Raw genomic sequence first — 25,924 nt, forward strand, 5'->3', positions numbered from 1 at the left:
CTTACCGAGTGGGTTTTATTTTTTCAGGGGCAAGGGTTTTTGAACTTTTGCACGAATAATAATACGAATAAAATTTGAGGACATGAGGGGCTATGTTTAATCGTCGTATCATAATATTTTTAGGTTTATTAGTTTTATTAATCGGAGCACTATGGTGGTTTTGGAACAATCCAACGGGTGTTTCTCTTCAAGCGGGGCACGACGGAATTAGTTCCGGCCGTTATACACAAACATTAAATGGGAGCTGGGACCGATATTCAACATTGCGCCAGGCCTGGACAACAGAGTCTGAACACGCTCAAGGAAAAAATGGCCAATCTTTATTGACTGGAGGGCGTCCCCTAACAATCCCTTCCAGTGAGGCGTTTTCGATAGGAGCAAAACGTTTTCGAGTTCCCGGAGAATGGAGCTCCAGGACGATGCTGCTTACGTTAAGCGGTGTGCAGGGGCATGTGATTGTGTACTTAAATGGGACAACAAGTCCTGAAAAAATTGGAGAATTTGAGGGAAGCGGCGGGTCTGATGTTGTTGAAATTCCCGCAAAAGCGTTTCACTATGGGGAAGATAATATTTTGATTGTTGGCCTTTCTTCCAGTCAAGAGCAACGGACGATGGTTCTTGGCTCAGGCTGGCCGGAATTGGGGCGAATTACAGGAGATATTGCTCTGGAAGCCGTAGCTGAGACGACTTTTACCGCGCCTCAGACGAGTGTTTCCTGGAATGCCACTACTGCTCAAGTTGTTGTGAAGACAGACTTATGGCATCATAGTTTTACTCCGGAAGGAGGCCCTTGGACTATTTATGGAGTGCTCTCAGATGGGTCGGCAGGTGTCGCCGAACAGACGCTTGTGGTACAGCCTCAGGAGAATGCCGATCATCAAACGGTTGCTTTAACATTTGCCGTACCGAATGCTCGGCGCTGGACTCTGCAGGATCCCTTTCTTTATCAGGTTCATATCACTGTGACGAATAGCAACGGTGATATCGATGATCTAGCGTTCCCGATTGGCTTACGGACAATGACTTTTTCTTCTGGAAAGTGGGTTTTAAACGACCAGGCGCTCTCTATTAAAGGGGAAGCTTTAACTCCTGAAGAGGAATATAAAATTCGCCACACCGGCCAGTTGGATTCTTGGCTCAAGGGTGAACGGAGCAAAGGAATAAATCTTATTTACTTTATAGGACAGTCTCCCGACGACTTATGGCTGCAAGCAGCAGATCGAGTAGGTATGGGTGTTTGGGCGGAATTACCGATTGAGGCTATTCCTTCGAGTCGGCTTCCCCAACCAGGGACTATACAAAAAATTTCTTCAGCGAAAATAATGCATCCGTCTCTTTGGGCCTGGACAGTAGGAAAGGGGTTAGATTCAGATCCTGCGGCGCAAGTCTATTTCCGCCAGGCAGCAACAGAGGTCCAACCGGATTTGGCTTTCGCCTTTAAGACCAAGCCGAGCTCTATTACAGGGCTGACAGCTGAGCAGTCTCTGCTGGTTCAAGGAAACAAAATCCAGGGGACTTGGGGGCAGGTTGAGGCAGAAACACCGACGGTTTCGGCTGCTGCTTGGAAAAGGGAACCAATAGTCTCGGGATCTTGGGCCTTGCTCCTGATTTTCTTAGCTTGGATGAATATTCGATCGGTTACCTGGCGATATAAAGAGATAGGTGTTTCTAAACCAAAACGACGCTTGCGCAAAGCATGGCGTTGGAATGGACTGTTTGTTTTAGCCCGGGAGGGCTTAATTGGCGGTTTAATAACCTCAAGCTTATATCGTATTCCTATACATTTCAGTGCCTGGTTCGTTCATCTATGGCCAGGAATTGAGTTATTACAGGCCCAGTCGCCATGGTTGATTTGGGGAATGTTGAGTATGTCAGGGATGCTGCTGCGGTTATTACAAATTGGGGTAGCCGCTCCACATTTGCCTGATGCACCTCATGTTATGGGAGTCATGTATTGGCTGGAACGACGTTATTACTTTTCTGTATTGATCGCTCTTGGTTGGGCTGCATTACCCTGGGGAATGCCAATCTATATTCCGCTTCTTGGATATCTCTTGTTGAGTTGCTTGCTCTTCCCGATCCGTATTCACGATATCCATCGGATTGGCGGACGTTACTTGTCACTTTTATGGGTACCCGGAATTATCGCGGGCATTCTTCTGATTTGGGGGTCGCTCCACTATGCCGATGGGGTTTATTTGTGGCATATACTAAGACCTTAAAGCAATTTATCATCCTATAGCGATTTCTGCTATTATATTAATATTCGATGGACCGCTATTTAAACTGGAAAGAGGTTGGGTAATGAATAACGTTGATTTTAAACCGAATTTTTTAGTCACGGGGGTTGGAAGTGTGCCTCATACTAAGGGTAGTGAGGCTTTAGATTTAATATGGTCTAATGTTTCTCGAGCCCCTCATTGGCCACAACTCCCTGGGCGTGGAGCGGAAAGTTCGTTTGTTGCTCAATATCTCAACGCCTTGCTGGCGACAGGAGTTATTGAAGATGTGAATACTCCGAAGTTTCAGGTTGAAGCGAATGACTGGATGGAACGAATGACGGCTTTTTATGCTCTATATTTAGAGGCTCTGGAGGACGGAGGCCAGACTCTGGATAAATTCGGATTTAGCTCAGAAGGCGGGGAAGGGTTTGAACTGTTTTGTCAAGACCTGGAGATTAATGGCTTGCGTAATGCTGTTCTTTTGAAGGGTCAGCTCAGTGGTTCACTGACTCTGGGAATGCAGATTACAGATAGAAACAGAAGATCCAGTTATTATGACGAAACCTTACGGGATATGCTTGTTAAGAATTTAGCGATGCATGCCGAATGGCAGACCAAACGACTAAAATCCTTCGGGCTTCCGGTCCTGATGACCATCGATGATCCTGGCCTTTACGCCTTTGGAGCTTCGACCCATGTAACTTTAGATAGGACGCAACTGATTGAAGAACTGAATAGTATCGCAGGCGGGATTCTCCACCAAAAGGGAATTCCTGGGGTTCATGTCTGTGCAGGGATGGATTGGACCTTGATTTTTGATTCGGAGATTCAAGTTGTAAATTTTGATGCCTATGAGTATATGCCCAGTATGATGGTTTTGGCTAAGTCGGTCAGTGAATTCCTGGAGCGAGGAGGGATTCTTTCCTGGGGGATTGTTCCCACGAACAATAAAGCCTGGGAGGAAAGTGTTGAAAGCCTCAGGCGCCGCTTGGAAGGGAATATTTCCGAACTTGTTAAGCGGGGCGTGAATGAATCCCAGCTTCGCCAACAAAGCATGCTCACTGCCAGTTGTGGAACTGGAACATTAAGCAAAGAATTAGCGGAACATATTTATAGACTACTGTCAGGTATCGGTTCTGCTTATAATGACTAGCCAATACTAAGGACATTAATGACGATATCCCTAGGCAGCTTCAAGTCTGTTGGTAAGATTTCTAAAGGGGGTACAGAAATGTTGACAAAAGAGATGACAGTCAGTCAGGTGCTGAGATTATATCCTCAAACGATTCAAGTTTTTTTGGAGTTAGGAATGCATTGCTTGGGCTGTCCTTCGTCTGCCACAGAAAGTATCGAGGGTGCCGCATTAACTCACGGTCGGAATGCCGATGAGTTAGTCGCCCAGCTTAACCAAGCGATCGAGCCTTAAGGTTTAGTTACGGGCGGGAACTTTGCTGGATGATAAAAACCGAATTATTCTTGTTAATCTTAAAATAAAAGTAAGAGCTGATCTAATGTCGGCTCTTTTTCTTTTGAGACTAAGAATAATGTAATTATTGTCCATTTTTCACACAACAGCAAAAAAATGGTACAAACTCTTAATTAAATTAAACATCTGAAATATTTTGAGGTTAATTCTTAAAAAAAATCATTTAGAAAAATGGTACATACACAATATACCTGATAATCCATATATTGTTATTAATCAAAGGCAATATCACTTAAATAACAGTCATGATTTAAGTTGTTAAAAGGAGGAAATTAATATGGAATTACGTTCCGTTGCTTATAATCCGACTTTCCCATCAGGTATGGGTGGAATGCAAACTATGCCAGGGATGATGTCCGATGCCCAAGGAATGCAAGGAATGCAAGGAATGCAAGGAATGCAAGGAATGCAGGGCATGCAGGGTATGCAGGGTATGCAGGGCATGCAAGGAATGATGGGAATGTCCGAATCGGATGTAATGGTTCAACAAGGAATGTACAATATGCAAGATCCCTGCTGTCCAATGCCTTGCCCGCCACCTTGCCCGCAGCCTTATGGTGAAGCAATGATGCATCAGCATGCTGTAGTCCAAGAAGCAATGCCAGCTCATGAAGTTTATGTCGTTAAAAAGGGAGACACTGTCTATAAGATCGCCAAACGTTATGGTACCACCATGCAAGCCATTATTCTCGGGAACGACTTGCGTAACCCTGACCTGATTTATCCCGGGCAAATCTTATTTATTCCAGGAGCATCATCCTCTAATTACTACGGTTAAACCCTTCAATAAAATCCTTGAACAGGAACCGAAACCCTGAGGGCATACTTAGGGTTTCGGTATACATGTTATATATTCGGTAAATAGTAAATCTGGTTCGATCAGTCTTAGATTACAATCCAGTCTTAACTTAGCGCTCTTACTCAGTAAAAGCAGGGAAAATGTAATCAAAAGTCGAAAGAATAGAGAAAGAGTGTGGAAGGAGCGTGGTCTAGTGTCTTATCAGGTTGGTATTCTTGGCGGTGGACCGGGTGGATATGTCAGCGCCTTAAGAGCTGCCCAATTAGGTTTATCTGTTGTTTTGATTGAGGGAGAGCGATTAGGGGGTACTTGTTTAAACCAAGGGTGTATTCCCACAAAAGCTCTTGTTAAAAGTGCGGACCTATGGCGTGAGATAGAGAACGCCCAAGAGTTTGGCTTGTTCGTGGGTGAAAAGCACCTGGATTATGCTGCTGTGTTAGCTCGCAAGGATCAAGTAGTTAATGCCCTTGTTGGCGGGGTAGAAAAGCTGATGAAAGCTGCCAATGTTCGTGTACTTAAAGGTTGGGGCGAATTTAAGGAACTGGGACAAATTGATGTAACGACAGATTCAGGAATTGAAAGAATTCAAGTTGATAATGTCGTTTTAGCCACAGGGTCAGTGCCAGTACGCATACCTATTCCTGGAGCTAATCTTCCGGGCGTTGGAACGAGTGATGAACTGTTGCAAGAACAGGAATTGCCTAAGCGTTTGGTCGTCATAGGCGGAGGGGTAATAGGTTTGGAATTTGCCTCTGTTTTCCAGTCCTTCGGAGTTAAAGTTACGGTTGTGGAAATGCTCTCGACCCTCTTGCCGACCGTTGACGAGGAGATACCTAAACGCTTAACCCCTTTGCTGAAACGTAAGGGAATGGACATTTTAACCAAAACAGCCGTTAAAGAGATACGCGAGGAAGGTGGGAACCTCGTTGTTCTAGCTGAAGATGCTAAAGGAATCAAGGAGATTCCTGCCGACCGTGTTCTTTTATCGACAGGGCGCAGACCAAATTTAAAGGGGATTGATGCGGCTAAGCTTGGGTTAGAACTGGAAAGAGGCGCTCTAAAAGTTAATGCGCAAATGCAAACGAACCTTCCGCATGTCTATGCCATTGGAGATGTCGTCGGAGGAATCATGTTAGCGCACGTGGCTTCTGCAGAAGGAATTACAGCAGTGGAGCATATTGCGGGACACTCTGTTGCTATGAGCTATAAAGCTATCCCCAGCGCCATTTTCACGCATCCGGAAATTGCCGCAGTTGGATTTTCGGAGCAGGAACTTAAGGCTTCTGGTGCAGTCTATCGCGCAAGCAAATTTCCCTTTTCCGCGAATGGCAAGGCTTTAGCCCTCGGTGAAAGTGTCGGAATGGTTAAAATTTTAGCGGATGATCAGGGAATCGTTGTCGGAGGGAGTATTATGGGACCTCAGGCCAGCACTTTAATTTCGGAGTTGACCGTGGCTGTGGAAAAAGGGCTTCGCGCAGAGGATCTGGCACGGACCGTACACGCTCATCCAACACTCCCGGAGACCATTATGGAGGCCGCCCACGGAATAGACGGAAAACCACTTCACACAGTTTAAGATTTTTTTGATGCAGTAGACAAGGGAGCGAACTCTTATGTCTATTATTTAAGTGTTCTGGCTTATAAAATGAAATAAGTTGCTTTGGCGCAGAAAAAGGGGCGGTTCTCGAAAGAATAAGAGAACCGTCCCTTTGCTAGTCCCAGTTTACTTAGGACCCTTTTCCTTTTTTTAGAGTTTTTTTAAAAATCCTTGGTGGAGTTGCAGGAAAATCTTTTTGAATGGAGAATAGTGGGATGAAGTGGGGTAAAGTGGGGCGAACAAGATGTTTATGGGGGAGTACATCCATACAATTGATGGAAAAGGCCGGCTAATCATTCCGGTAAAGTTCCGCGATGCCTTAGGAGAACAATTTATTGTGACCAAAGGCTTAGATCATTGTCTGTTTGTCTATCCCATTACTGAATGGAACATTTTGGAACAAAAACTTCGCGCTTTACCATTCACCCAACCTGATGTTCGCGCTTTTGTACGTTTCTTTTTTTCAGGAGCAACGGAATGTGAATTGGACAAGCAGGGTAGAATTCTATTGCCGGCTAATTTGCGAGACTATGCGCAATTGGAAAAGGATTTGGTTTTAGTAGGAGTGTCAAGCAGGGTGGAGATTTGGAGTCAGGCACTTTGGGCAGACTACAGCCGGCAGGCAGAAAATGCTTATGCCAGCGCTGCCGAATCCTTAGTACAGCTAGGTATATAGAAAGGAACGGGTAATTTTGGATTTTCATCATGTTACTGTTTTGTTGAAAGAGACGGTTGACGGAGTGGTTACTGATCCCTCTTGTACTTATGTGGATTGCACCTTAGGTGGGGCTGGGCATAGTCAGAGGGTCTTAGGAAAACTCGACACTAACGGAAAACTAATTTGTTTCGATCAAGATGAGCACGCGATTCGTCATGCCCGAGAAATTTTCGGCAGGGATGAACGTGTTATATTAGTTCAGAGGAATTTCGAAAGTCTGGAGAAGACGCTTGAGGAAAAGTGCCTCCTGCCTGTAAAAGGGATATTGTTCGATTTAGGTGTTTCCTCCCCTCAGTTGGACGAAGCTGAGAGAGGCTTTAGTTACATGCAGGATGCGCCTCTCGATATGCGAATGGATTCGGAAAACCCCAGGACCGCGCGAGATCTTGTGAACCATTGGCCTGAAGGAGAATTGGCCGAAGTCATCTGGAACTATGGGGAAGAAAAATGGGCGAAACGAATCGCGCAATTTATCGTCCGGAAACGCCAAGAGCGTCCGCTGGAAACAACGGGGGACTTAGTGAGCGTGATTAAAGCGGCCGTCCCTGCTGCAGTTCGCCGCGATGGACCTCACCCAGCCAAACGAACGTTTCAGGCTCTCCGGATAGCCGTTAATGATGAGTTAGGAGTTTTAGACCGCGTCTTAGATCAGGCCTTGCGTTGTCTCGACCGAGGAGGCCGAATTGCCGTCATCACGTTTCACTCACTTGAAGACCGGATTGTTAAGGAGAGAATGAAATCCTGGTTAGGACGCTGTACGTGTCCTCCGGAATTGCCAATCTGTCGGTGTAATGCTAAAGCTGTTGCTAAAGTGTTGACCCGAAAACCGATTCTGCCTACTGAAGAAGAAGTTGAGCAAAATCCGCGTGCCAGAAGTGCAAAATTGCGGATCGCTGAGAAAATATAACGGTCTAAAGCAAAAGGAGGAGGAATACCCTTGGTAGTGGCGCAGGAAAAGATGATGTATCAGGAGCCAGTTGACCTTAGGTCGAACGAGAGAAACCAACGAATCGTGGGAAAGCGGAAACGACATTCTTATGGAAAGAGTATTATGCTCTTGGCGTTTATTGTTGGGCTTACTGGCGCTATCGGAGCGGAAACGATTCAGCTGACTGTCGTTAAGGGTGCGCAAGTTCGGGCTTTAGAGAAAGAAATTTCTACGCTTAAGGAACAGAAAGATCTTCTTCAATTAGAGGCCGATAAATTACGTGCAGTTGGTCGGATCGAGAGTGTCGCGCTGTCTATGGGCATGGAAAAGCCTGCGGGAACAGTTTATATGGCGGGTACAATTTCTGAGGCCAAGAATCAAACGGGGTCCGCGGTAAAAAATCAAACGGGAACTCTGCCCCCCAAGCTCCCACTCAAACAGCTGAGGCTGAATCCACTACAGCATTGCATCAGTTTTCGAAGCTATTTACAAGTTTTTTTGCTTCTACACAACGATAGGAAAAAGAGAAGGGCGCTTTGGGTACGCAGAGACCCAGAAAGGCAGGGGTGAGGACGTGTGAGTCCTTTAGTTGTCATGCGTAAACGAATCGCTTTTCTTTTTTTGTGTGTTAGTGCATTTTTGGTCGTTCTGATCATTCGTTTGGGATTTGTGCAGCTAAGTCAAGGAGCTGATTTGCGCAAGAAAGCAGACGATTCCCATTTCCGGGGGGTTCCAGTGGCCCCTAAACGCGGAAATATTGAGGATCGTCAGGGAAATGTCTTAGCCATGAGTGTTAGCAGTGAGACTGTTTATGCTATCCCTGCGGAGGTAAGACAATCGGGCAGAGCGAAGGAAATGGCTCTGACCTTGTCTAAAATCTTGGGAAAGACTGAGGCGGAAATTGAGAGCCGAATTACTAAACGCTCAGCCCTAGAATATATTCAAAAGCAGGTTAAACCGGAAGTGGCAGCCCAAATCAGGGCGTTAGCGCTTCCTGGAATAGGGACTACAGAGGACAGTCAACGGTATTATCCCTCAGGAACCTTAGCCTGTCATATAATCGGATTTGCTGGCATTGACAATCAGGGTCTTGAAGGGATAGAGTTAACCAGAGATTCAGAGCTGAAGGGGATTCCCGGGAGTATACTCCAGGAATTCGGCGCTAATGGAATTCCGCTTCCTGAAGCTGAGCATCAGTATTTAGCTCCTAAGCAAGGAAATACTGTGCGTTTAACCATCGATAAAAACATTCAAGCCTTTGCAGAGAGAGAACTGCAAAAGTTAATGTCTGGCCAGGGTACGAATATGAACGGACAAGTACCAAAAACCGCTTCGATTTTAGTCATGGATCCGAACACAGGAGAGATGCTGGCCTTAGCTTCCGCTCCGTCTTTTGATCCGAATCACTATCAAGATGCGGATCCCAGTGCTCGGAGAAATATTGCCGTTCAAAATGGCTATGAGCCGGGTTCTACCTTTAAGATTATCACCTTGGCTGCTGCCCTTGAAGAAAAGAAAATTAAACCAACAGAACACTTTTTTGACAAAGGTGCTTATACGGTTTTGGGAAAAAATGTACGTTGTTGGAAATCAGGGGGACATGGAGACCAAACCTTTGTGCAAGTGGCTGAGAATTCCTGCAACCCGGGTTTTATTGAAATGGGACAGCGTCTGGGAATGGACAGCTTTTATAAATACTTGCGTGAATTTGGATTTGGGCAGAAGACGGGAATTGAGATGTCCGGGGAGGCCATGGGCATTTTAGCGAATAAGAAAAAGGCGACAGCGTTGGATTTGGCAACAATGTCCATTGGGCAGACAAATAATGTCACGCCGATTCAACTCTTAACAGCTGTTTCCGCCGTTGCTAATGGTGGAACGCTGATGAAACCGCAATTGGTGAAAGAAATTGTCGGACCAAGCGGACGGGTGATCACTCCCTTTAAAAAGGAGGAAGTCCGCCGTGTTATCAGTGAAGACACCTCCAAACTTGAGCGTGAAATTCTTGAATCGGTTGTAACGAATGGGACAGGTCGCAGATCATTTCTTCCCGGCTATCGAGTAGCCGGAAAGACAGGGACTGCTCAAAAGGTGGTTAATGGAGCGTATGTTCAAGGGGACTATGTCGCTTCTTTTGTGGGCTTTGCTCCGGCAGATAATCCGCGTCTGGCGATCTTGGCCGTGGTCGACGGAGTGCCGTTTTATGGAGGAGCGGTTGCTGCGCCGGTCGTTCAGAGTGTCATGCTCGATTCTTTAAAATATCTCGGCGTAAAACCTGATACTCAAGCACCTCTGACCCCTAGCAAACCCATGCCTGGCCTGGAATTCCCACCGATAAAAAAAGCGGCCACCGTTCCTTCTGTCTTGGGTCTGCCCTTAGCCGAGGCTGAGAAGGCTTTAAATCAGGCTGGTTTTAAGGCTTTAACCGAAGGTCAGGGTGAAATGGTCCTAGACCAAATTCCTCATGGGGATGCCCAAGTTGAATCAGGATCGAACGTGCTCCTTTATCTGGGGAAGGATGCCTCTGCCCCGACCCTTGCTCATTGGTGGGAAGATGAGGATGAGGATGTTGAAGCGATCAATGATTTGGCAGGGCGCGTCCCAATTTCGGCCAGTCCCTTAGGTCGATAGTGAGGAGGTCTACCGCTTGCCTGAATTGTCTATAATAATTTTAAGCGGTATAGGGCAAAGCCACGAATTAAAAAGTCATCATGAAAGGATGATTAGGAATGATTACAGTGATGAAATCACTGTCTGAAATAATCGATGAAATTGAGGTGCAAGCTTTATCAGGCGACACTCAAGTTTTGGTTAAAGGAATAGCCATGGATTCTCGGCACGTTCAGTCGGGGGATCTTTATGCTTGTGTACCGGGATTTAAAGTTGATGGACATGATTATGCCTCGGCAGCCATCGCTTCAGGGGCAGTTGCTTTAGTTGTAGAACGTTTTTTGCCTTTGAATGTGCCGCAGGTGAAAGTTGCTAATGTGCGTCAAGTCATGGGGTCAATTGCGGCCATGATTTACGGTCATCCCAGTCAACAATTAGAACTGGTCGGTGTGACTGGGACGAACGGAAAAACGACAATAACGTATTTGATTGAGACGATTGCCAGGAAGCAAAATAAGAAAGTTGGTATTATCGGTACCTTGGGTTCTCGCATCGATGGGCGTGAAATTCCCGGCGAACGAACGACACCGGAAGCGATAGAGATCCAGAGACTTCTGGGGGAAATGGTTTCCGAAGGGGTAAACGTTGCCGCGATGGAAGTATCCTCACATGCTTTGGACCTTGGGAGGGTAGCGGGCTGTGAGTTTGACGTGGGAATTTTTACGAATTTAACACAAGATCACTTAGATTATCATAAAACAATGGAGGAATACCTTAAGGCTAAATCCCGATTGTTTACCGATCTGAGAGGGGAAAAGCAGCCAAAAATAAGTATCTTAAATGGGGATGATCCGGTATTCCCAAAACTTTCTCAGGTATCAAGCGCGCCAGTCGTAAGCTACGGGATACACAATGCCGCAGATTATCGGGCTAAGAATGTGGAGATTACTGCTGAGGGAGTGCGTTTCCAGATACATTTCAAGGAAGGGATTCAGGATATTCAGTATGCTACACCAGGCTTTTTCAGTGTCTATAATGCCCTTGCGGCCTTTGCATGGGCGGTAGAACGGGGGGGGCCCCAAACGTTGTGGCGGAAGCCCTAGCGGAAATCCCCGGTGTTCCGGGACGATTTGAAAGTGTTCGCTGCGGACAACCGTTTCAGGTGATCGTGGATTATGCGCACACGCCGGATGGTCTGGAAAACGTTGTTCGTACTGCCCGAGATTTCACTCAAGGAAAGTTAATAACAATTTTCGGCTGTGGAGGAGACCGGGATCGCGGAAAACGACCGTTGATGGGTGAGGCAGCTTCACGCTGGAGTGATTTTCTCATTGTGACATCAGATAATCCTCGTACAGAAGATCCGGACCTTATTATTAAAGAAGTACTGACGGGAGTTTCGGGAATCGACTATGTTGCTTTGCGGGACAGAAGGGAAGCGATTGAGACGGCTTGCCGTATGGCTAAACCGGGAGACACCCTTTTAATCGCCGGCAAGGGACATGAAACGTATCAGATTTTCGGGTCCGAGGTGCACCCGTTTGACGATCGAGAAGTAGCCCGTGAGGCCTTAGGAGTGTTGGGATATGTCTAAATGGACAGCCGCGACAGTAGCCCAGATCTCGAAGGGGACATTGTACGGTGACTCAGAAATTGAAGTTTGTGGATGCATTCTGGATAGTCGCCAAGCACAGGGCGGGGAGATGTTCTTTGCCCTGCCCGGGGAACGAGTGGACGGCCATGAGTTTATGGATACCGCTTGGAAAAATGGGGCAGCCTTAGTGATCGGAGAAAAGGGATATTTTCAACAACGAACTCAAAAACCATATGCTCCCGAAGGCAAGGCGCTTCTGCTGGTTGATTCCGGGCTGGAGGCGCTTCAGGAACTTGCCCGCGTTTGGCGTTTGGAACTTGGCGCTAAGGTTGTAGGTGTCACTGGAAGCAATGGGAAGACAACGACAAAAGATATGATTACAGCGGTTCTTTCTCAGAACTTTAGTGTCTATCGCAACAAAGAGAATCATAACAATGAATTAGGGCTGCCTTTGACGATTCTGAACGCACCTCAGGGAACGGAAATCTTGGTTCTGGAGATGGGGATGCGTGGCTTAGGTGAAATTAAGGCCTTGTGTAAGATTGGGAAACCTGATATCGGAGTGATCACAAATATTGGTACAACCCATCTGGAACTTCTTTTAACTCAAGATCGGATTGCCCAGGCGAAGTGGGAACTTATCGAAGCTCTTCCGGCAGAGGGTGTTGCCATTTTAAATGCGGAAGATGAGACGTCTGTGCAAAAATCAAGTAGGGATTCGCACAGAGCTCTATTCTACGGTGCGGATGAAGGAATAATCCACCCTGACATTCAAGGATCTCGACTTACTCCCAAAGGGGCGTTGGGAACTGAGTTTGTCGTGAGCTTTCTCGAGCAGAAGGCAGATGCTTATCTCCCGCTGCCTGGAAAGCACAACGTTTTGGACGCACTGGCCGCGCTTGCTGTAGGAACGGTGTTTAACATTCCTTTAGCTGATGGGTGTGTAGGTCTTAGGGAACTGGAAATGTCTAAAATGCGTTTAGAGCTGCGGCCAGGGATTTATGAAACCACGCTGATTAATGATGTCTATAATGCCAATCCAGTCTCCATGCAGGCATCTCTAAGAATTCTTAAAGAACGGGCGAGTGGGAATAAAACCCTGGCAATTTTAGGTGAAATGTACGAATTAGGTACGTCTGCAGTATCCGGACATCGTGAAGTCGGGCAGACCCTCGCCAGACTTGGGATCAGTGCCTTGATTACCGTGGGAAATCTAGCGAAAGATATCGCACATGGCGCGCGTTTAGCCGGATATCCGGAAAACCAGATTTTTATGACAGCGACCCGTGAAGCAGCAGTTAGGATAACCCGGGATCTCCTAGCGGCTGATGGGGCCGGAGCTTGGGTTTTAATTAAAGGGTCTCGGGGAATGAAGATGGAAGAGATCACCGTACAATTAGAAAGATCAGAGAAAAGGATGGATTAGCGCATGTCAGAGCGTTTGGTCATGGCTGGGGGCTTAGCCCTAATTATCACATTAATTTTGGGCCCTTTTTTGATACCTGTCTTAAGGATCCTGAAGTTCGGGCAAACTGTCCGGGATGATGGCCCCAAAAGACATTTAAAAAAGGCCGGAACCCCGACCATGGGTGGGATAATTTTTCTCGTAGGGATTATTGTCAGCGCGCTGTTTTCTGCTGAGCAACCTACCTCTCTCGAAATGGTGACGCTCGTTGGGATAACTTTGGGGTTTGGCCTAATTGGCTTTATTGATGATTTTATTAAAGTTGTTATGCACCGTTCTCTAGGACTTCGTGCTTATCAGAAACTTATTGGACAATTCGGATTATCCTTTGTGCTCATGTGGATATCGGTGCGTTGGTTAGGCAGAGGGACAGATATTTCAATTCCCTTTACCTCGCTGCATTTGGAATTGGGCTGGTTTTACTATATTTTTACTTCTTTAATCATCGTGGTTATGACGAATGCTGTAAATCTAACCGATGGCCTTGACGGACTAGCCGCGGGAAGTACCATGATTGCCGGAATGGGTTATATCGTCATCGCCTTAATGGCTGCTATCCAAGGAGTAGCGGTTCTGGCTCATGAGACAGATATGGCTGTTTTCTCTGCCGCTTTAGCCGGTGGATGCTTGGGATTTTTACGCTTTAATACTCACCCCGCACGTGTGTTTATGGGGGATACGGGCTCTCTGGCCTTGGGCGGGGCCTTGGCTAGTTTGGCAGTTCTTACGAAGAGCGAGTTGGTTCTCATTATTATCGGGGGGCTGTTTGCCGTAGAGGCACTCTCTGTTATCATTCAAGTTGCGTCGTTTCAAACGACTGGAAAGCGGGTTTTTCGCATGAGTCCGCTCCATCATCATTTTGAACTTGGCGGGTGGAGTGAATGGAAGGTGGTCCTTGTTTTTTGGACAGTGGCTTTGGCCTGCGCACTTCTGGGAATCGTTGCTTATATGCCCACATTGAGTTAACACCAGAACCTATAGGAGGAACTTGTGATGGATAAAGAAACTATGTTGGCCACTATTTTAGATTCCTATCCCTACCCCGTCGTTTTTGTGGACTGCGACCATATTATTAGATACATGAATAAAAGGGCAAAATACCATTATTATCAAGAACGAGGATACCGGGAGTTAATTGGCAAATCCCTTTTTGAGTGTCATCAAAATCCCCAATCGAAGGAAATGATTGCAGCGGCCGTTGAGAAACTCAAGAATCATGCCAGTGAAGTTTTTTTGAAAGTCAATGAAAGAAATGAAAGAGTTTACATCGTACCCGTTCGAGACGAGACTGGTGCTATGATTGGTTATTTTGAACGTTTTGAAATGAATATACAGAAATAAGGAAGAAATGTGTTACAAGGCTGCTCGTAACACAAATATTTGTGACGGAGGAAGACTTAACGTGGAATGGATGAATAAGCGTATTTTGGTTATCGGAGCAGGCCTAAGTGGTCAAGCGGCTGTGCGAAATCTTCAGCAATTGGGTGCTGAGGTTTTCCTTACAGACAGAAAGCCGTTGGAACAGTTAGAAGGTGTTGAAGGACTGAGCCTTGATCAGGAGCATTTACTGGTGGGTCATGTGCCGGACTATAAAGAGGTTAGACCTGATCTATTAGTATTGTCGCCTGGGGTATCTCCTCAGCTGCCGCTTGTTCAAAAGGCTCTTAGCGAAGATGTTGAAGTTTGGAGCGAGGTTGAACTGGCTATGTTCGATTGTCCTGCCCTATGCGTTGGGGTCACTGGAACTAATGGAAAAACGACAACGACCTCTTTGATCGGTGAATTGGCGAAGCGAACAGGTCGTCCAGCCGTTGTGGCCGGAAATATTGGCGTTGCTTTGAGCGGACAAGTCGAAAGAATGGATGAAAACAGCATTGTCGTCGCGGAACTATCCAGCTTTCAACTGGAATTCATTCATAAACTTCGTGTCCATATAGGAATCTTGCTGAATCTTACTCCAGACCATCTGGATCGACACGGTTCGATTGAAGCCTATCTTCAGGCAAAAGCTCGCATTTTCGAGAATCAACGGGCTACGGATCTGGCAATTTTGAATTGGGATGACCCTTATGTGCGTGAATTGGGATCGAAATTAAAGGGGAGAGTCTTATATTTTAGCCCGACATCCTTTCTGACGACCGGAATTAGCTTACATCAAGGCAGTATCGTCTATGCCGAAGATGGGAAGATCATTCCAATTATCCCCCGCAAGGATCTCCAATTGCGCGGAGCGCATAATTTAGAGAATGTGATGGCAGCGGCAGCAGCGGCAAAGGCCTTTGGCCTTTCTTGGACTGAGATCGCTGAGGGGCTTGCTGAGTTTCCAGGGGTTGAACACAGAGAGGAAATTGTTGGAACTTTTGACGAAGTCCTTTTCGTCAATGACTCCAAAGGGACAAACACGGACGCTGCCACTAAAGCTTTGTTGGCCTTTGAAGAACCTTTAGTTTTAATTGCTGGGGGAAAAAATAAGGGACTTGATTTTCATGAATTCATGAAAGTTGTCAAAGATAGGGTTAAAAGTCTGGTTTTATTGGGAATGGCCGCTGATGAGATGGAACGGGCAGCCAGGGATGAAGGAGTTGAGCGGATTATTCGGGCAACGAGCTTTGCTGATGGAGTAGAACTGGCAATAGCTGAGGCGGTACCGGGTGATGTTGTACTGTTATCCCCTGCTTGTACAAGTTGGGATATGTTTAAAAGTTATGAGGAAAGAGGGGAATTGTTTAAGGAGTTAGTGCGTAGGCATTATAGGGAACCCATTGAACAATAAAGGGGGAACTCTATGTGCGAAGATATCACCGACCGGATTTGGTCTTGCTGGGTACGATTCTTGCCTTGCTGGGGATAGGTTTTATCATGGTCTACAGTTCAAGTGCTGTTAGAGGGTATATTCAGTTCGACGATCCCTATCATTTTCTAAAGGCGGAAACTATTTGGGTATCTTTAGGCCTTTTAGCCATGTTGGTCAGCTATAGGGTTGATTTGCAAATGCTGCGCCGCTTTGCCAAACCGGCGCTGTATGTCGCCATTGTTTTATTAGTGGCGGTAAAAGTTCCAGGATTGGGACGGAGGGTGAATGGTGCCGATCGTTGGATCGGGCTTGGACCTTTGTCCATACAACCGTCTGAAGTGATCAAGCTTTCTATGGTCTTGGTGATGGCACATATTCTGGCCTTAAACCCCCACAAAATTCAATCCTTCCGCAAAGGTGTTATTCCCATCCTGGGCTTGCTGGGAGTAATCGCAGGGCTGATTATGCTCCAACCTGACCTCGGAACAACTTTAGTAATTGCTGCAACAACCTTTTTTATGCTGATTGCTGCGGGCGCCAGAAAATCGCATATTTTGGGTTTAGGTGGGACTGGGCTGGGCTTAGTCGTAGCGGCAATTGCTGCAGCCCCTTACCGCATGCGCCGCATCTTTGCCTTTCTTGATCCTTGGGCAGATCCTTTAGGAAACGGCTACCAAACGATACAGGCTCTGCTGGCGTTAGGTCCGGGGGGGTTGTTTGGCTTGGGCCTTGGTCAAAGCCGCCAGAAGTTTTTATATTTACCTGAGAATCATACGGATTTTATCTTTGCGATGATTGGTGAAGAACTTGGGTTTGTTGGAGCAACATTAGTTGTATTGCTTTTTTTCTTGTTCGCCTGGCGGGGATTTCGAGTGGCTATGCGAGCACAGGATCCTTTTTCAGGTTTCTTGGCTGTCGGGTTAACCGCTATGATATCCATTCAAGCAATGATTAATATGGGTGTAGTGAGCGGGGTGTTACCGGTAACTGGGATTACTTTGCCGTTTATTAGTTATGGAGGTACATCCCTCGTATTTACAATGTTGGGTGTTGGAGTCTTGCTTAGAGTTTCTCGTGAGATTATGTAAGGAAGGGGTAAACACGGTGCGAGTGATGCTGACAGGCGGAGGAACCGGCGGGCATATTTATCCGGCTTTGGCCATTGCGAAAGGGATTTTAGCTCGAGATCCCGAAACTAAAATTCTTTATGTGGGAATCCATGATGGAATGGAAGCTCGTTTAGTTCCAGAGGCAGGCGTAGATTTTGCTGGGATTTCCGGGAAAGGTCTGCCGCGTAAATTGAGTCTGGAGACGTTTAAAGTTCTAGGCGAAAGCTGTAAAGCTTTTTGGCAGACGAAGCAATTGTTGCGCAAGTTTCATCCGGATTTAGTCGTGGGAACTGGGGGATACGTATCAGGGCCTGTCGTCTTATCAGCTGCCCTATTTAATATTCCGACAATGCTCCACGAACAAAATGCCTTGCCGGGAATAACAAATCGACTTTTGGCTCGAATTGTACGGAGAGTGATGGTCACATTTCCTGAAAGTATAGCCCGTTTCGGAGTCAAAAAGAAGTTGGAATTAGTGGGTCTGCCGGTTCGTCCGGACGTTGGTCAAGTCACTCGCCGAAATGGGGCAAGACATTTTGGCTTGCTGCCGGATCGATTGACGTTACTCGTCACAGGCGGAAGCCGAGGCGCCCGAACGTTGAATCAGGCAATGTCTATGGTTTTAGAGCATCTTGTGCGCCGTTCCGATATCCAAGTGATTTGGGCTACAGGTAAAACAACCTATCAGGAAACCATCGCGCAATTAGAGGAGAGAGGAATACCTTGGAAAAATCCTCATTGGCGGGTTGTCGAGTATTTGAAAGATATGCCGGAAGCCTTGGCCTGCTCAGACCTCTTTATTGGTCGGGCGGGGGCTGCATCGTTGGCTGAGATACAAGTTGCGGGGGTCCCGAGCCTTTTGATTCCTTATCCGTTTGCTGCGGAGAATCATCAGGAACATAATGCTCAAGCGATGGTACAAGCCGGTGCAGCGCGTATGATTCTCGACAAAGAATTAAATGGGGAACGACTATGGAAAGAAGTCGATGAATTAATCTCCAACCCCTCTATATTAAAAGAGATGGGAATAGCCTCACGAACTTTAGCTCAACCTCAGGCGTTAAATAAAATTGTAGATCTTTGCTGGGCGACTGCCTGGCGCTAGTTTTGAACTCGATATTCGTGGCTCGAAGACCGACTCCTAAGGTAAGGAATCAAAATATTGAATATTGAATTCGCTCACACCTTCTTGCTTCTATGCATACCATATGGCAGAAATAAGAAGAGGAGTGAGCAAGGTGTGGCCAAGGCGAAAAGTGCTGTTCATTGCAGCTTCTGGGGCACCAGGAATCGAAGGAGTTCGAAGTCTCTTCAAGGAACTGAATCTTGAGTATTCTGAGGTTGATCCAGCGATTAGTAATTTTAGCCCTCTGCCTGAACAAGGTTGGCTAGAAAACCCGTTTGGTTATGAACATGAGGAAATAAGTCCTGTTACGGAAGGAATCCTTTGGCCTGATGTTGATCGAGACCATTGGTCTGCTCAGGTCTTGGAACAAGGGATACCGCTGCAAACTGTTGCGTCGTTTTTACATACTATTTTGGAAGATGAAATCGTTATACGTCTCCCGAAAAAGACGGTTTTCATTGAAGGTTATCCTTTGATCGGGCACATTTTAAAGGAGGCCGGATTTGAACCTTCTATTCTTTGGCAAACTAATGAGGGTACGTGGAAATGTGAAAGAAAGCTCGGTTTAATTTGGATTTTGCCAGAGACTTGGTTAGCGGAGTTCAGAGTAGAACATACAATGGGAAGAGCGGCAAAAATCGGCATAGATGCTTGTTGGGAAGTTCGTGAATGGGGTATTGACTTTTATCAAGGAGACGGGAAGACCTATATAGGTCATTTGCCCAGGTGGCCAAATCTGGCAGAAGAATGTTTGGCTGCAGACGCTATAGCACAATGCCTTAATTTGGGAGTTTCTTGGCTGGACATTAAGTTAGCACTTGCCCCGATTTGGACTGACAACATAATGACGGATAATTTGAGGTGGAACAATCATGGTATTGGATGGAATGCCGGGGCGAGTGGAGAAAAATTACCCTCTGAAGCAGTTGACCACGTGGAAGATTGGTGGACCTGCTGAGTTTGCCTATTGGCCCCAGACCTTTCAAGATTTGAAGGAGGCTCGACAGCGGGCGATGGCTGCCAAGGTTCCCCTTTGGCTCGTTGGAAGAGGTTCAAATCTTTTACTGCCGGATGAAGGGCTTCCCGGAATAACTCTAGTGACCACGCAATTGCGTTCCATCGACTGGGGAGATTATACGGTCCGGGTAGAAGCGGGGTATCCTTTGGCTCGTCTGGCTCAAGAAGTTGGAGAACGCGGGTGGGGTGGTTTAGAGTTTGCCCGTGGAATTCCCGGTACTGTTGGCGGCGCCGTGATCATGAATGCCGGTGCTCATGGCGGTGAAATAGCCTCATTGATCGAGAGAGTCTCGGCCATAACGGTGAATGGGACTATTCGGACGTTTGAAAGAGCGGAAATAGAGTTTGGTTATCGTTTTTGCTCGTTGCGAGGTGAGGTCTGGATTACGGAAGCCGTGTTGAAGTTTACCCGGGGAGACCGCACAGAAATTCTGCAAATGATGCGGGAAAATCTAAGAAATAGATCGATGAATCAGCCGTTAGAGATACCTAATGCGGGAAGTGTTTTTCGAAATCCGCCCGGTAATTCTGCAGGACGTTTGATCGAGGCTGCTGGTTGGAAGGGAAGAAGCATTGGGGGTGCTCAAGTTTCTAACAAACACGCCAACTTCATTGTCAATACAGGTGGGGCTAAGGCTACTGACGTTCTGGCTTTAATCGCAGAAATCCAGAGAGATGTTCAAGAAAAGTATGGATTTGACTTACAGACAGAAATAGAGTATTTGGGAAAGAAATAGAACGCTATGCCACTAAGTAGTGACACCGAGGAGGAATAGAATTATGGCTATGGATCGTTATGTCATTACGGGAAAACAAACGTTAGAGGGGAGTATTCGAGTAAGTGGGGCGAAAAACTCTTCCCTTCCTTTGCTGGCAGCAACTCTGCTTGTCGAAGGGACTTCTACTCTGCTGGAAATTCCGGCTTTAGCAGATATTACTCATATGATTGAGGTTCTTGAGCACCTTGGCTGCAAGGCGGTGCGTCAGAACGAAGGATTACTCATTGATGCCACAGCTCTAGAATTTTGTGATGTCGATGAAGGGCTTATGCGCCAAATGCGTGCTTCAAATCTGATTTTAGGCCCGTTATTAGCTCGGTACGGAAGGGTGAAAATTTCCAGACCGGGTGGGTGCGCCATTGGTTCTCGCCCGATGGATCAACATATTAAAGGCCTTCAGCAGCTTGGAGTAAAAGTTAAAGAAAGGCATGGTTATATTGAAGCGTGGACAGACCAGCTGGAAGGGGCCGAAGTCTATCTTGATGTTCCGAGTGTAGGGGCTACTGAAAACATCATGATGGCAGCTGTCCTGGCAAAAGGAACGACTGTCATCCGAAATGCTGCGCGCGAGCCGGAAATTGTCGACTTGCAAAATTTCCTTAATAAAATGGGTGCTAAAGTGCGTGGGGCAGGAATGGATGTTCTAAGAATTGACGGAGTTGAAATTCTCCATCCGGCAGAACATACTGTTATTCCGGATCGAATCGAAGCCGGTACTCATATGATCGCTGCGGTCATGACCAAAGGCGATGTAATGATAGAAAATGTCGTACCAGAACATTTAGAGCCCGTCATCGCCAAATTGCGTCAAGCCGGAGCCAAGATTACGCTTTTAGATGATGCTGTTCGAGTACAGCAGAAAGGGAAAATTGGCAGCATAGACCTAAAGACAATGCCGTATCCAGGGTTTCCTACAGATATGCAGCCTCAGTTTATGGCGATGCTGGCTTGCGCAGAAGGAACCAGTATTATCACAGAAACTATCTTTGAAAACCGCTTCCAGCATGTGGATGAGTTAGGTCGGATGGGAGCTCAGATCAAGGTGGAGGGCAGAACTGCTATTATACGAGGCGCAGAAACGTTGGAAGGAGCTTTCGTTGAGGCTACAGATCTTAGGGCTGGGGCAGCGCTCTTTTTAGCCGCATTGGCAGCAGATGAAGCTACTGTCTTGGAAAGAGTAGATTATATTGATCGCGGCTATGAAAATTTAGAAGAGAAGTACCGACATTTGGGAGCAAAACTATTGCGAGTCACTCGTAAAGGATAATAAGATCAAAGAATATTCGAGAAAAACTGGGATTTTTGTCAAGAAAAAATTTTGAAAAAGGCATGACAGAATAGGTTTGTATTCGTTATACTTGGAAACAAGGAGGAAATACTTAATGCAATCCAAGAATACGAATACATCCTTCTTCTATTTGGCAGCCTTGACCATTTTGCTTGCACTAGGGTTAGCCTTGTTCCTTCGCTCCAGTGCTTTTATTATTCAACACGTCACTGTTCAAGGACTAACGGTTATTCCGGAAAATGAGATTTTGAAATTAGCCAATGGGGTTCAGGGGCAGAATCTTTTGCTTTTTGATCAAGAGGAACTGAAGCATAAAATTTGTTTGCATCCACTCGTTCAAGATGTGCAGTTCAAGCGAATGCTGCCCCATACCTTAGTTATACAAGTTATTGAACGAACCCCGGTCGCTTTGGTTGTAGTTCCAAAAGGAGTATTGGAGGTAGATGCCCAGGGAACTTTTTTACGGAGGTTAGAGAGTTGGCCAAAAACAGATCATCCGGTCATTACGGGAATTACATTGGCCGATACGATCGGGCCTGGTCAAAACCTTAGCAATCCTTCTCTAACAGCGGCGCTTAGTTTACTGGGACAAGCTCCCAAGGAATTATTAGGACAGATCGGAGAACTCCATGTCAATGAGATCCAACAGATGACCTTATACTTGACAAGTGGCGTAGAAGTTCGTCTTGGACAGGCCAAAGAATGGAAAGAAAAATTAAATGCTCTTCTGCAATTGATCAGTGACAAAGAGTATAAATCGTTCCAACAAGGGGTACGCTATATTGATTTTACAGCGGCGAAACCAGTCATCGGCCGCTAAGTCGGGAGGATTCTAAAAAAATGTGGTTACCGCTACTAGGCTTAGTATTAGGATTGGCCATTGGGTATGTTAGTCCATTTTCTGTCCCGATAGAATACGCAAAATACTTTTCTGTAGGAATCTTAGCAGCTTTAGATTCCGTTCTAGGCGGCATTCGCTCGGCTCAAGAAGATCATTTCGACAGCACTGTATTTTTAAGCGGTTTTTTCAGTAACATGCTTTTAGCAGCGGCTCTGGCATATGTCGGAGATCGTATTGGTGTCGATCTTTATTTAGCGGCAATCGTAGCCTTTGGTGTGCGTTTGTTCAATAACTTAGGAAGCATTCGGCGCCACCTGTTAAAAAAGTAGCATAGTCTAAAGGAAAACCGAAGTTATTCACTTTGCTGAAAGTTTTTATTTTAAAAAAAAGGGATAATGCTTAAACATATAGAATTTGTAACAAATATGCTTTAGAATGTTCAACGATAGGATGTTAGCTTTTGCACTTTTGGCAGTGAAACGTGCGTTATTGTTGTCAAAAGAAGATCATAACCGAGCCTGAACTGAGAGTTGCAGGCAGAATGAAGCGAGGGGGTTAAGCCTAGATGCTAGAATTTGAGACTGACTTAGACCAAATTGCCGAGATAAGGGTAATTGGAGTCGGTGGAGGAGGAAACAATGCGGTTAATCGGATGATTACTGCTGGGTTACAAGGGGTAAATTTTGTGACTGTCAACACTGATTCGCAGGCTTTACAGCTTTCTCGCGCCAACCAGAAAGTGCAGATTGGGATTAAGTTGACCAAAGGCCTTGGGGCAGGTGCAAACCCTGAGATAGGAGCTAAAGCGGCTGAAGAAAGCCGCGAAGAGCTTGCTAAAGCACTCAAGGGCGCAGATATGGTCTTCGTGACGGCCGGTATGGGTGGCGGTACTGGTACGGGTGGAGCCCCCATCGTTGCTGAAGTAGCTAAGGAAATGGGAGCACTTACGGTGGGTGTCGTTACGAGGCCATTTACGTTTGAAGGCCGCAAAAGGGCTATGCAAGCTGAAAAAGGGATTGCTGAGCTTAAAAGTAAAGTGGATACGCTGATTACCATACCGAATGACCGTTTGCTCCAGGTTGTGGACAAGCATACGACAATCCATGAAGCGTTTCGCATTGCCGATGATGTCCTGCGGCAAGGTGTACAAGGGATTTCGGATTTGATTGCGGTGCCGGGTTTGATCAACCTGGACTTTGCAGATGTTAAAACGATTATGTCGAACACTGGTTCAGCGTTAATGGGAATTGGACAAGCAACAGGGGAAAACCGAGCCGTGGATGCAGCTCGTAAAGCCATTTCCAGCCCATTACTTGAGACTTCGATTGAAGGAGCTAAGGGTGTACTGCTAAACATCACGGGTGGCATCAACTTAACTCTCTTTGAAGTGAACGAGGCTGCTGGGATTATCTCTGATGCTGCAGATCCTGAGGCGAATATTATTTTCGGCGCCGTTATCGATGAAAATCTTAAGGAAGAATTAAGAGTAACCGTGATTGCCACCGGATTTGATCAGCAGTGGGCTGGTTTTGCGGGTGCCCCAAAGGCTCCGGAGGCAACTGTTATTAAACCGGTAACGAAAGAAGTGGATATTGATATTCCTGAGTTCTTAAGGCGTCGCCGATAACCCGTATCTAAATAAAATGTCTAAGACAATGACATAAACTAATACACAATAAAGCACTTCCTCATACAAGGGAAGTGCTTTATTGTGCATTAGTTAATAAAATAGATTCTTTATTTGAATTCTTCCAGTCCTAAAGGAATTGGCATGAAAGTCGATTTATTTGTATTTATTAGAGTACAATGATTATTAAATTCAAGAATAATAAACTTTCTAAAGGAAATAACACGATTCTACTAAGAAAAGAGAGAATCATGAAGAATCTGAGAAAATAGTGTATAATATTTTCAGGTGGGATGAGAACATCATGGCAGAATTTAATTGGGATTAAGGATTTAGGCATTTTCAATTTCCTAGAACTTTCCGGATACAGATTAAGGAGGGTTCTCATACTTACTTAATTTATATCTTAGAGAAGGATGTGCAATATGGGATTATTTAAACGGGAGAATGCCCAAACTTTACCCTTAGGCTCAGATTGTGAAAAAATGTATCATTCTTTAACTCAATGTGATTTTACCAGACCTCTTGAAGTAGAGCTTGCTCCGGCAAGTCCCCTCGCTCCTATACTAGAGTCACTCAATCAAGTCATTACGGAGAGTCAATCCGCGGCATCATCCTCTCTGGGTGATATCAATAGCTCTGTACAGCGGTTGACAGAGATGACCTCCATACGCCAAATGCTGCTCAAGATAACAGAGCAAACCGATCATCTAACGAATCTTGCCGCTCAGTCGGAACAACTGGGGGCTTCCTCCAACCAAGTTGCCCAATCGGCTACGAATTCTGCCAGTTTTGTGGAACAAGCGACAACGGCCGCTGTGTCCGGCGGAGAGAAAATTCATGAGGCGATTCTCTTCGTCGAGCGTTCTTTTGACGAGTTTACATCGGTAAGTCAGCAAGTCCAAGATGTACTTACTTCCATGCGTGACATTGAAAAAATTGTGAGCGTTATTGCTGGTGTAGCCGATCAAACGAATTTGCTGGCTTTGAATGCAGCCATCGAGGCGGCACGGGCAGGCGAGCAAGGCCGAGGATTTGCAGTGGTAGCGGATGAAGTGCGCAAACTTGCAGAACATACAAAAACCTCCGTAACAGATATTCGGCAAAAAATTGCTGGTTTGAGTCAGAATTCCCTGGAAACCACCCAGAAGATTGTGACTCTCTCGCAAACAATGCACAACGGCAAAACCATCATGCAGGAAGCAGCTTCATCGTTAGAGGGAATCATTGAAAATTTTAATTCGATTACTGAAGATATCCAAAGTATTGCTGCAAGCAGTGAAGAACAGAGTGCTGCGGTTCAAGAAGCAGCCAGCAGCTTGTCTACGGTGGCACTGGCCGCTGAGGCGATCGAAGAAATTGCCAAGGTAACAGGGCAGGGAATTTATGATCTCAGCCTGGATTTACAGGCAATTCGTATGGATCAAATCGGCAGAGTATCTGAGTTGTCAACTCGGCAAGCGTTAGAACTCTATAAAACAGACCACCTCTTGTGGACTTGGCGAATTTATAACTTATTATTGGGGTTTGAACATTTAACAGCGGATGAAGTTGGCAACCATAAAGAATGTCGTCTGGGACAATGGGTCGAAAGCAGTAAATCCGAACACTGCCGATCCTTGTCTGTCTTTGGGCAATTGGAAGCTCCCCATAAGCGAGTCCATGACCTCGCGCGTGAGGCAGCCTTGGCCATTGAACAGGGCAATAAAGTCAAGGCCGGAGAACTGCTTGAACGGATGGCTCAAGCATCCCAGGAGGTTGTCATTATACTGCAAGAACTCCAGCAAGAGTGCTAAATCAATGGTTGATCCGTAATTTTTTAACCTGTCAGGATACTTTAGCTTATCCTGACAGGTTTCTTTATTTTTCCATGAGCAAAATAACTACACCACTCGTACTCATTCTCCTAAAAAATCCCACATTG

At 46.0% G+C, this 25,924-nt stretch carries 22 protein-coding genes and 1 pseudogene; all 23 read left to right on the forward strand.

Features of this window, described 5'->3' with window-relative positions:
• Positions 1 to 92 precede the first annotated feature (92 nt).
• On the forward strand, positions 93 to 2,222 hold the full coding sequence (locus VZF35_RS18885) for a glycosyl hydrolase (protein WP_407307418.1): 2,130 nt from the start codon (positions 93 to 95) through the stop codon (positions 2,220 to 2,222).
• 82 nt (positions 2,223 to 2,304) lie between these two features.
• Positions 2,305 to 3,375, forward strand: coding sequence for a methionine synthase (locus VZF35_RS18890; RefSeq protein ID WP_407307420.1), 1,071 nt, complete (start codon positions 2,305 to 2,307; stop codon positions 3,373 to 3,375).
• Positions 3,376 to 3,453: 78 nt separating this feature from the next.
• Positions 3,454 to 3,648: a DUF1858 domain-containing protein gene (locus VZF35_RS18895; protein ID WP_407307422.1), complete on the forward strand. Its 195-nt coding sequence runs from the start codon at positions 3,454 to 3,456 to the stop codon at positions 3,646 to 3,648.
• A gap of 337 nt (positions 3,649 to 3,985) precedes the next feature.
• A complete protein-coding gene (locus VZF35_RS18900) occupies positions 3,986 to 4,486 on the forward strand; it encodes a LysM peptidoglycan-binding domain-containing protein (protein ID WP_407307424.1) in 501 nt (166 codons plus the stop codon).
• 214 nt (positions 4,487 to 4,700) lie between these two features.
• Positions 4,701 to 6,083 carry a dihydrolipoyl dehydrogenase gene (lpdA, locus tag VZF35_RS18905; RefSeq protein ID WP_407307425.1) on the forward strand — a complete coding sequence of 461 codons (1,383 nt, stop codon included), beginning with the start codon at positions 4,701 to 4,703 and terminating at the stop codon, positions 6,081 to 6,083.
• 265 nt (positions 6,084 to 6,348) lie between these two features.
• Entirely contained in the window at positions 6,349 to 6,780 is a 432-nt protein-coding gene (gene mraZ, locus VZF35_RS18910) for a division/cell wall cluster transcriptional repressor MraZ (RefSeq protein WP_308897796.1), read from the forward strand.
• Positions 6,781 to 6,796: 16 nt separating this feature from the next.
• Positions 6,797 to 7,729: a 16S rRNA (cytosine(1402)-N(4))-methyltransferase RsmH gene (rsmH, locus tag VZF35_RS18915; RefSeq protein WP_407307428.1), complete on the forward strand. Its 933-nt coding sequence runs from the start codon at positions 6,797 to 6,799 to the stop codon at positions 7,727 to 7,729.
• 36 nt (positions 7,730 to 7,765) lie between these two features.
• Complete coding sequence (locus VZF35_RS18920; RefSeq protein WP_407314713.1) at positions 7,766 to 8,320, forward strand: septum formation initiator; 555 nt, start codon at positions 7,766 to 7,768, stop codon at positions 8,318 to 8,320.
• Positions 8,321 to 8,326: 6 nt separating this feature from the next.
• The gene (locus VZF35_RS18925) at positions 8,327 to 10,381 is read left to right on the forward strand and encodes a penicillin-binding transpeptidase domain-containing protein (protein ID WP_407307430.1); all 2,055 of its coding nucleotides are present in this window, start codon (positions 8,327 to 8,329) and stop codon (positions 10,379 to 10,381) included.
• A gap of 98 nt (positions 10,382 to 10,479) precedes the next feature.
• Positions 10,480 to 11,954, forward strand: a pseudogene (locus VZF35_RS18930) (UDP-N-acetylmuramoyl-L-alanyl-D-glutamate--2,6-diaminopimelate ligase).
• Positions 11,947 to 13,380, forward strand: coding sequence for a UDP-N-acetylmuramoyl-tripeptide--D-alanyl-D-alanine ligase (locus VZF35_RS18935; protein ID WP_407307432.1), 1,434 nt, complete (start codon positions 11,947 to 11,949; stop codon positions 13,378 to 13,380). Before VZF35_RS18930 ends, VZF35_RS18935 begins: the two are co-directional and overlap by 8 nt.
• Before the next feature lie 3 nt (positions 13,381 to 13,383).
• A complete protein-coding gene (mraY, locus tag VZF35_RS18940) occupies positions 13,384 to 14,385 on the forward strand; it encodes a phospho-N-acetylmuramoyl-pentapeptide-transferase (RefSeq protein WP_407307434.1) in 1,002 nt (333 codons plus the stop codon).
• 27 nt (positions 14,386 to 14,412) lie between these two features.
• Entirely contained in the window at positions 14,413 to 14,760 is a 348-nt protein-coding gene (locus tag VZF35_RS18945) for a PAS domain-containing protein (protein WP_407307436.1), read from the forward strand.
• Positions 14,761 to 14,821: 61 nt separating this feature from the next.
• On the forward strand, positions 14,822 to 16,192 hold the full coding sequence (murD, locus tag VZF35_RS18950) for a UDP-N-acetylmuramoyl-L-alanine--D-glutamate ligase (protein ID WP_407307438.1): 1,371 nt from the start codon (positions 14,822 to 14,824) through the stop codon (positions 16,190 to 16,192).
• 14 nt (positions 16,193 to 16,206) lie between these two features.
• Positions 16,207 to 17,301, forward strand: a complete 1,095-nt coding sequence (gene spoVE, locus VZF35_RS18955; RefSeq protein WP_407307440.1) for a stage V sporulation protein E — start codon at positions 16,207 to 16,209, stop codon at positions 17,299 to 17,301.
• A 16-nt stretch (positions 17,302 to 17,317) separates the two neighbouring features.
• Complete coding sequence (murG, locus tag VZF35_RS18960) at positions 17,318 to 18,427, forward strand: undecaprenyldiphospho-muramoylpentapeptide beta-N-acetylglucosaminyltransferase (RefSeq protein WP_407307442.1); 1,110 nt, start codon at positions 17,318 to 17,320, stop codon at positions 18,425 to 18,427.
• Positions 18,428 to 18,560: 133 nt separating this feature from the next.
• A complete protein-coding gene (locus VZF35_RS18965) occupies positions 18,561 to 19,406 on the forward strand; it encodes a hypothetical protein (RefSeq protein WP_407307444.1) in 846 nt (281 codons plus the stop codon).
• Complete coding sequence (gene murB, locus VZF35_RS18970; RefSeq protein WP_407307445.1) at positions 19,321 to 20,202, forward strand: UDP-N-acetylmuramate dehydrogenase; 882 nt, start codon at positions 19,321 to 19,323, stop codon at positions 20,200 to 20,202. Before VZF35_RS18965 ends, murB begins: the two co-directional genes overlap by 86 nt.
• Positions 20,203 to 20,245: 43 nt before the next feature.
• The gene (gene murA / locus VZF35_RS18975; protein WP_407307446.1) at positions 20,246 to 21,511 is read left to right on the forward strand and encodes a UDP-N-acetylglucosamine 1-carboxyvinyltransferase; all 1,266 of its coding nucleotides are present in this window, start codon (positions 20,246 to 20,248) and stop codon (positions 21,509 to 21,511) included.
• A 115-nt stretch (positions 21,512 to 21,626) separates the two neighbouring features.
• The gene (locus VZF35_RS18980) at positions 21,627 to 22,352 is read left to right on the forward strand and encodes a cell division protein FtsQ/DivIB (protein ID WP_407307448.1); all 726 of its coding nucleotides are present in this window, start codon (positions 21,627 to 21,629) and stop codon (positions 22,350 to 22,352) included.
• A 20-nt stretch (positions 22,353 to 22,372) separates the two neighbouring features.
• The gene (locus VZF35_RS18985) at positions 22,373 to 22,702 is read left to right on the forward strand and encodes a small basic family protein (protein WP_047810778.1); all 330 of its coding nucleotides are present in this window, start codon (positions 22,373 to 22,375) and stop codon (positions 22,700 to 22,702) included.
• Between the two features lie 236 nt (positions 22,703 to 22,938).
• The gene (ftsZ, locus tag VZF35_RS18990) at positions 22,939 to 24,000 is read left to right on the forward strand and encodes a cell division protein FtsZ (RefSeq protein ID WP_407307450.1); all 1,062 of its coding nucleotides are present in this window, start codon (positions 22,939 to 22,941) and stop codon (positions 23,998 to 24,000) included.
• Between the two features lie 416 nt (positions 24,001 to 24,416).
• Positions 24,417 to 25,796, forward strand: a complete 1,380-nt coding sequence (locus VZF35_RS18995) for a methyl-accepting chemotaxis protein (protein ID WP_407307452.1) — start codon at positions 24,417 to 24,419, stop codon at positions 25,794 to 25,796.
• Positions 25,797 to 25,924 lie beyond the last annotated feature (128 nt).

It is taken from the genome of Desulfosporosinus paludis, assembly GCF_045689965.1.
Lineage (GTDB): Bacteria > Bacillota > Desulfitobacteriia > Desulfitobacteriales > Desulfitobacteriaceae > Desulfosporosinus > Desulfosporosinus paludis.

Excerpts from the sequence above, each read along its gene's own strand:
- VZF35_RS18885 (WP_407307418.1), top strand. The coding sequence starts at position 93 with ATGTTTAATCGTCGTATCATAATATTTTTAGGTTTATTAGTTTTATTA.
- VZF35_RS18890 (WP_407307420.1), top strand. The coding sequence starts at position 2,305 with ATGAATAACGTTGATTTTAAACCGAATTTTTTAGTCACGGGGGTTGGA.
- VZF35_RS18895 (WP_407307422.1), top strand. The coding sequence starts at position 3,454 with ATGTTGACAAAAGAGATGACAGTCAGTCAGGTGCTGAGATTATATCCT.
- VZF35_RS18900 (WP_407307424.1), top strand. The coding sequence starts at position 3,986 with ATGGAATTACGTTCCGTTGCTTATAATCCGACTTTCCCATCAGGTATG.
- mraZ (WP_308897796.1), top strand. The coding sequence starts at position 6,349 with ATGTTTATGGGGGAGTACATCCATACAATTGATGGAAAAGGCCGGCTA.
- VZF35_RS18935 (WP_407307432.1), top strand. The coding sequence starts at position 11,947 with ATGTCTAAATGGACAGCCGCGACAGTAGCCCAGATCTCGAAGGGGACA.
- mraY (WP_407307434.1), top strand. The coding sequence starts at position 13,384 with ATGTCAGAGCGTTTGGTCATGGCTGGGGGCTTAGCCCTAATTATCACA.
- VZF35_RS18945 (WP_407307436.1), top strand. The coding sequence starts at position 14,413 with ATGGATAAAGAAACTATGTTGGCCACTATTTTAGATTCCTATCCCTAC.
- murB (WP_407307445.1), top strand. The coding sequence starts at position 19,321 with ATGGTATTGGATGGAATGCCGGGGCGAGTGGAGAAAAATTACCCTCTG.
- murA (WP_407307446.1), top strand. The coding sequence starts at position 20,246 with ATGGCTATGGATCGTTATGTCATTACGGGAAAACAAACGTTAGAGGGG.
- VZF35_RS18980 (WP_407307448.1), top strand. The coding sequence starts at position 21,627 with ATGCAATCCAAGAATACGAATACATCCTTCTTCTATTTGGCAGCCTTG.
- VZF35_RS18985 (WP_047810778.1), top strand. The coding sequence starts at position 22,373 with ATGTGGTTACCGCTACTAGGCTTAGTATTAGGATTGGCCATTGGGTAT.
- ftsZ (WP_407307450.1), top strand. The coding sequence starts at position 22,939 with ATGCTAGAATTTGAGACTGACTTAGACCAAATTGCCGAGATAAGGGTA.
- VZF35_RS18995 (WP_407307452.1), top strand. The coding sequence starts at position 24,417 with ATGTGCAATATGGGATTATTTAAACGGGAGAATGCCCAAACTTTACCC.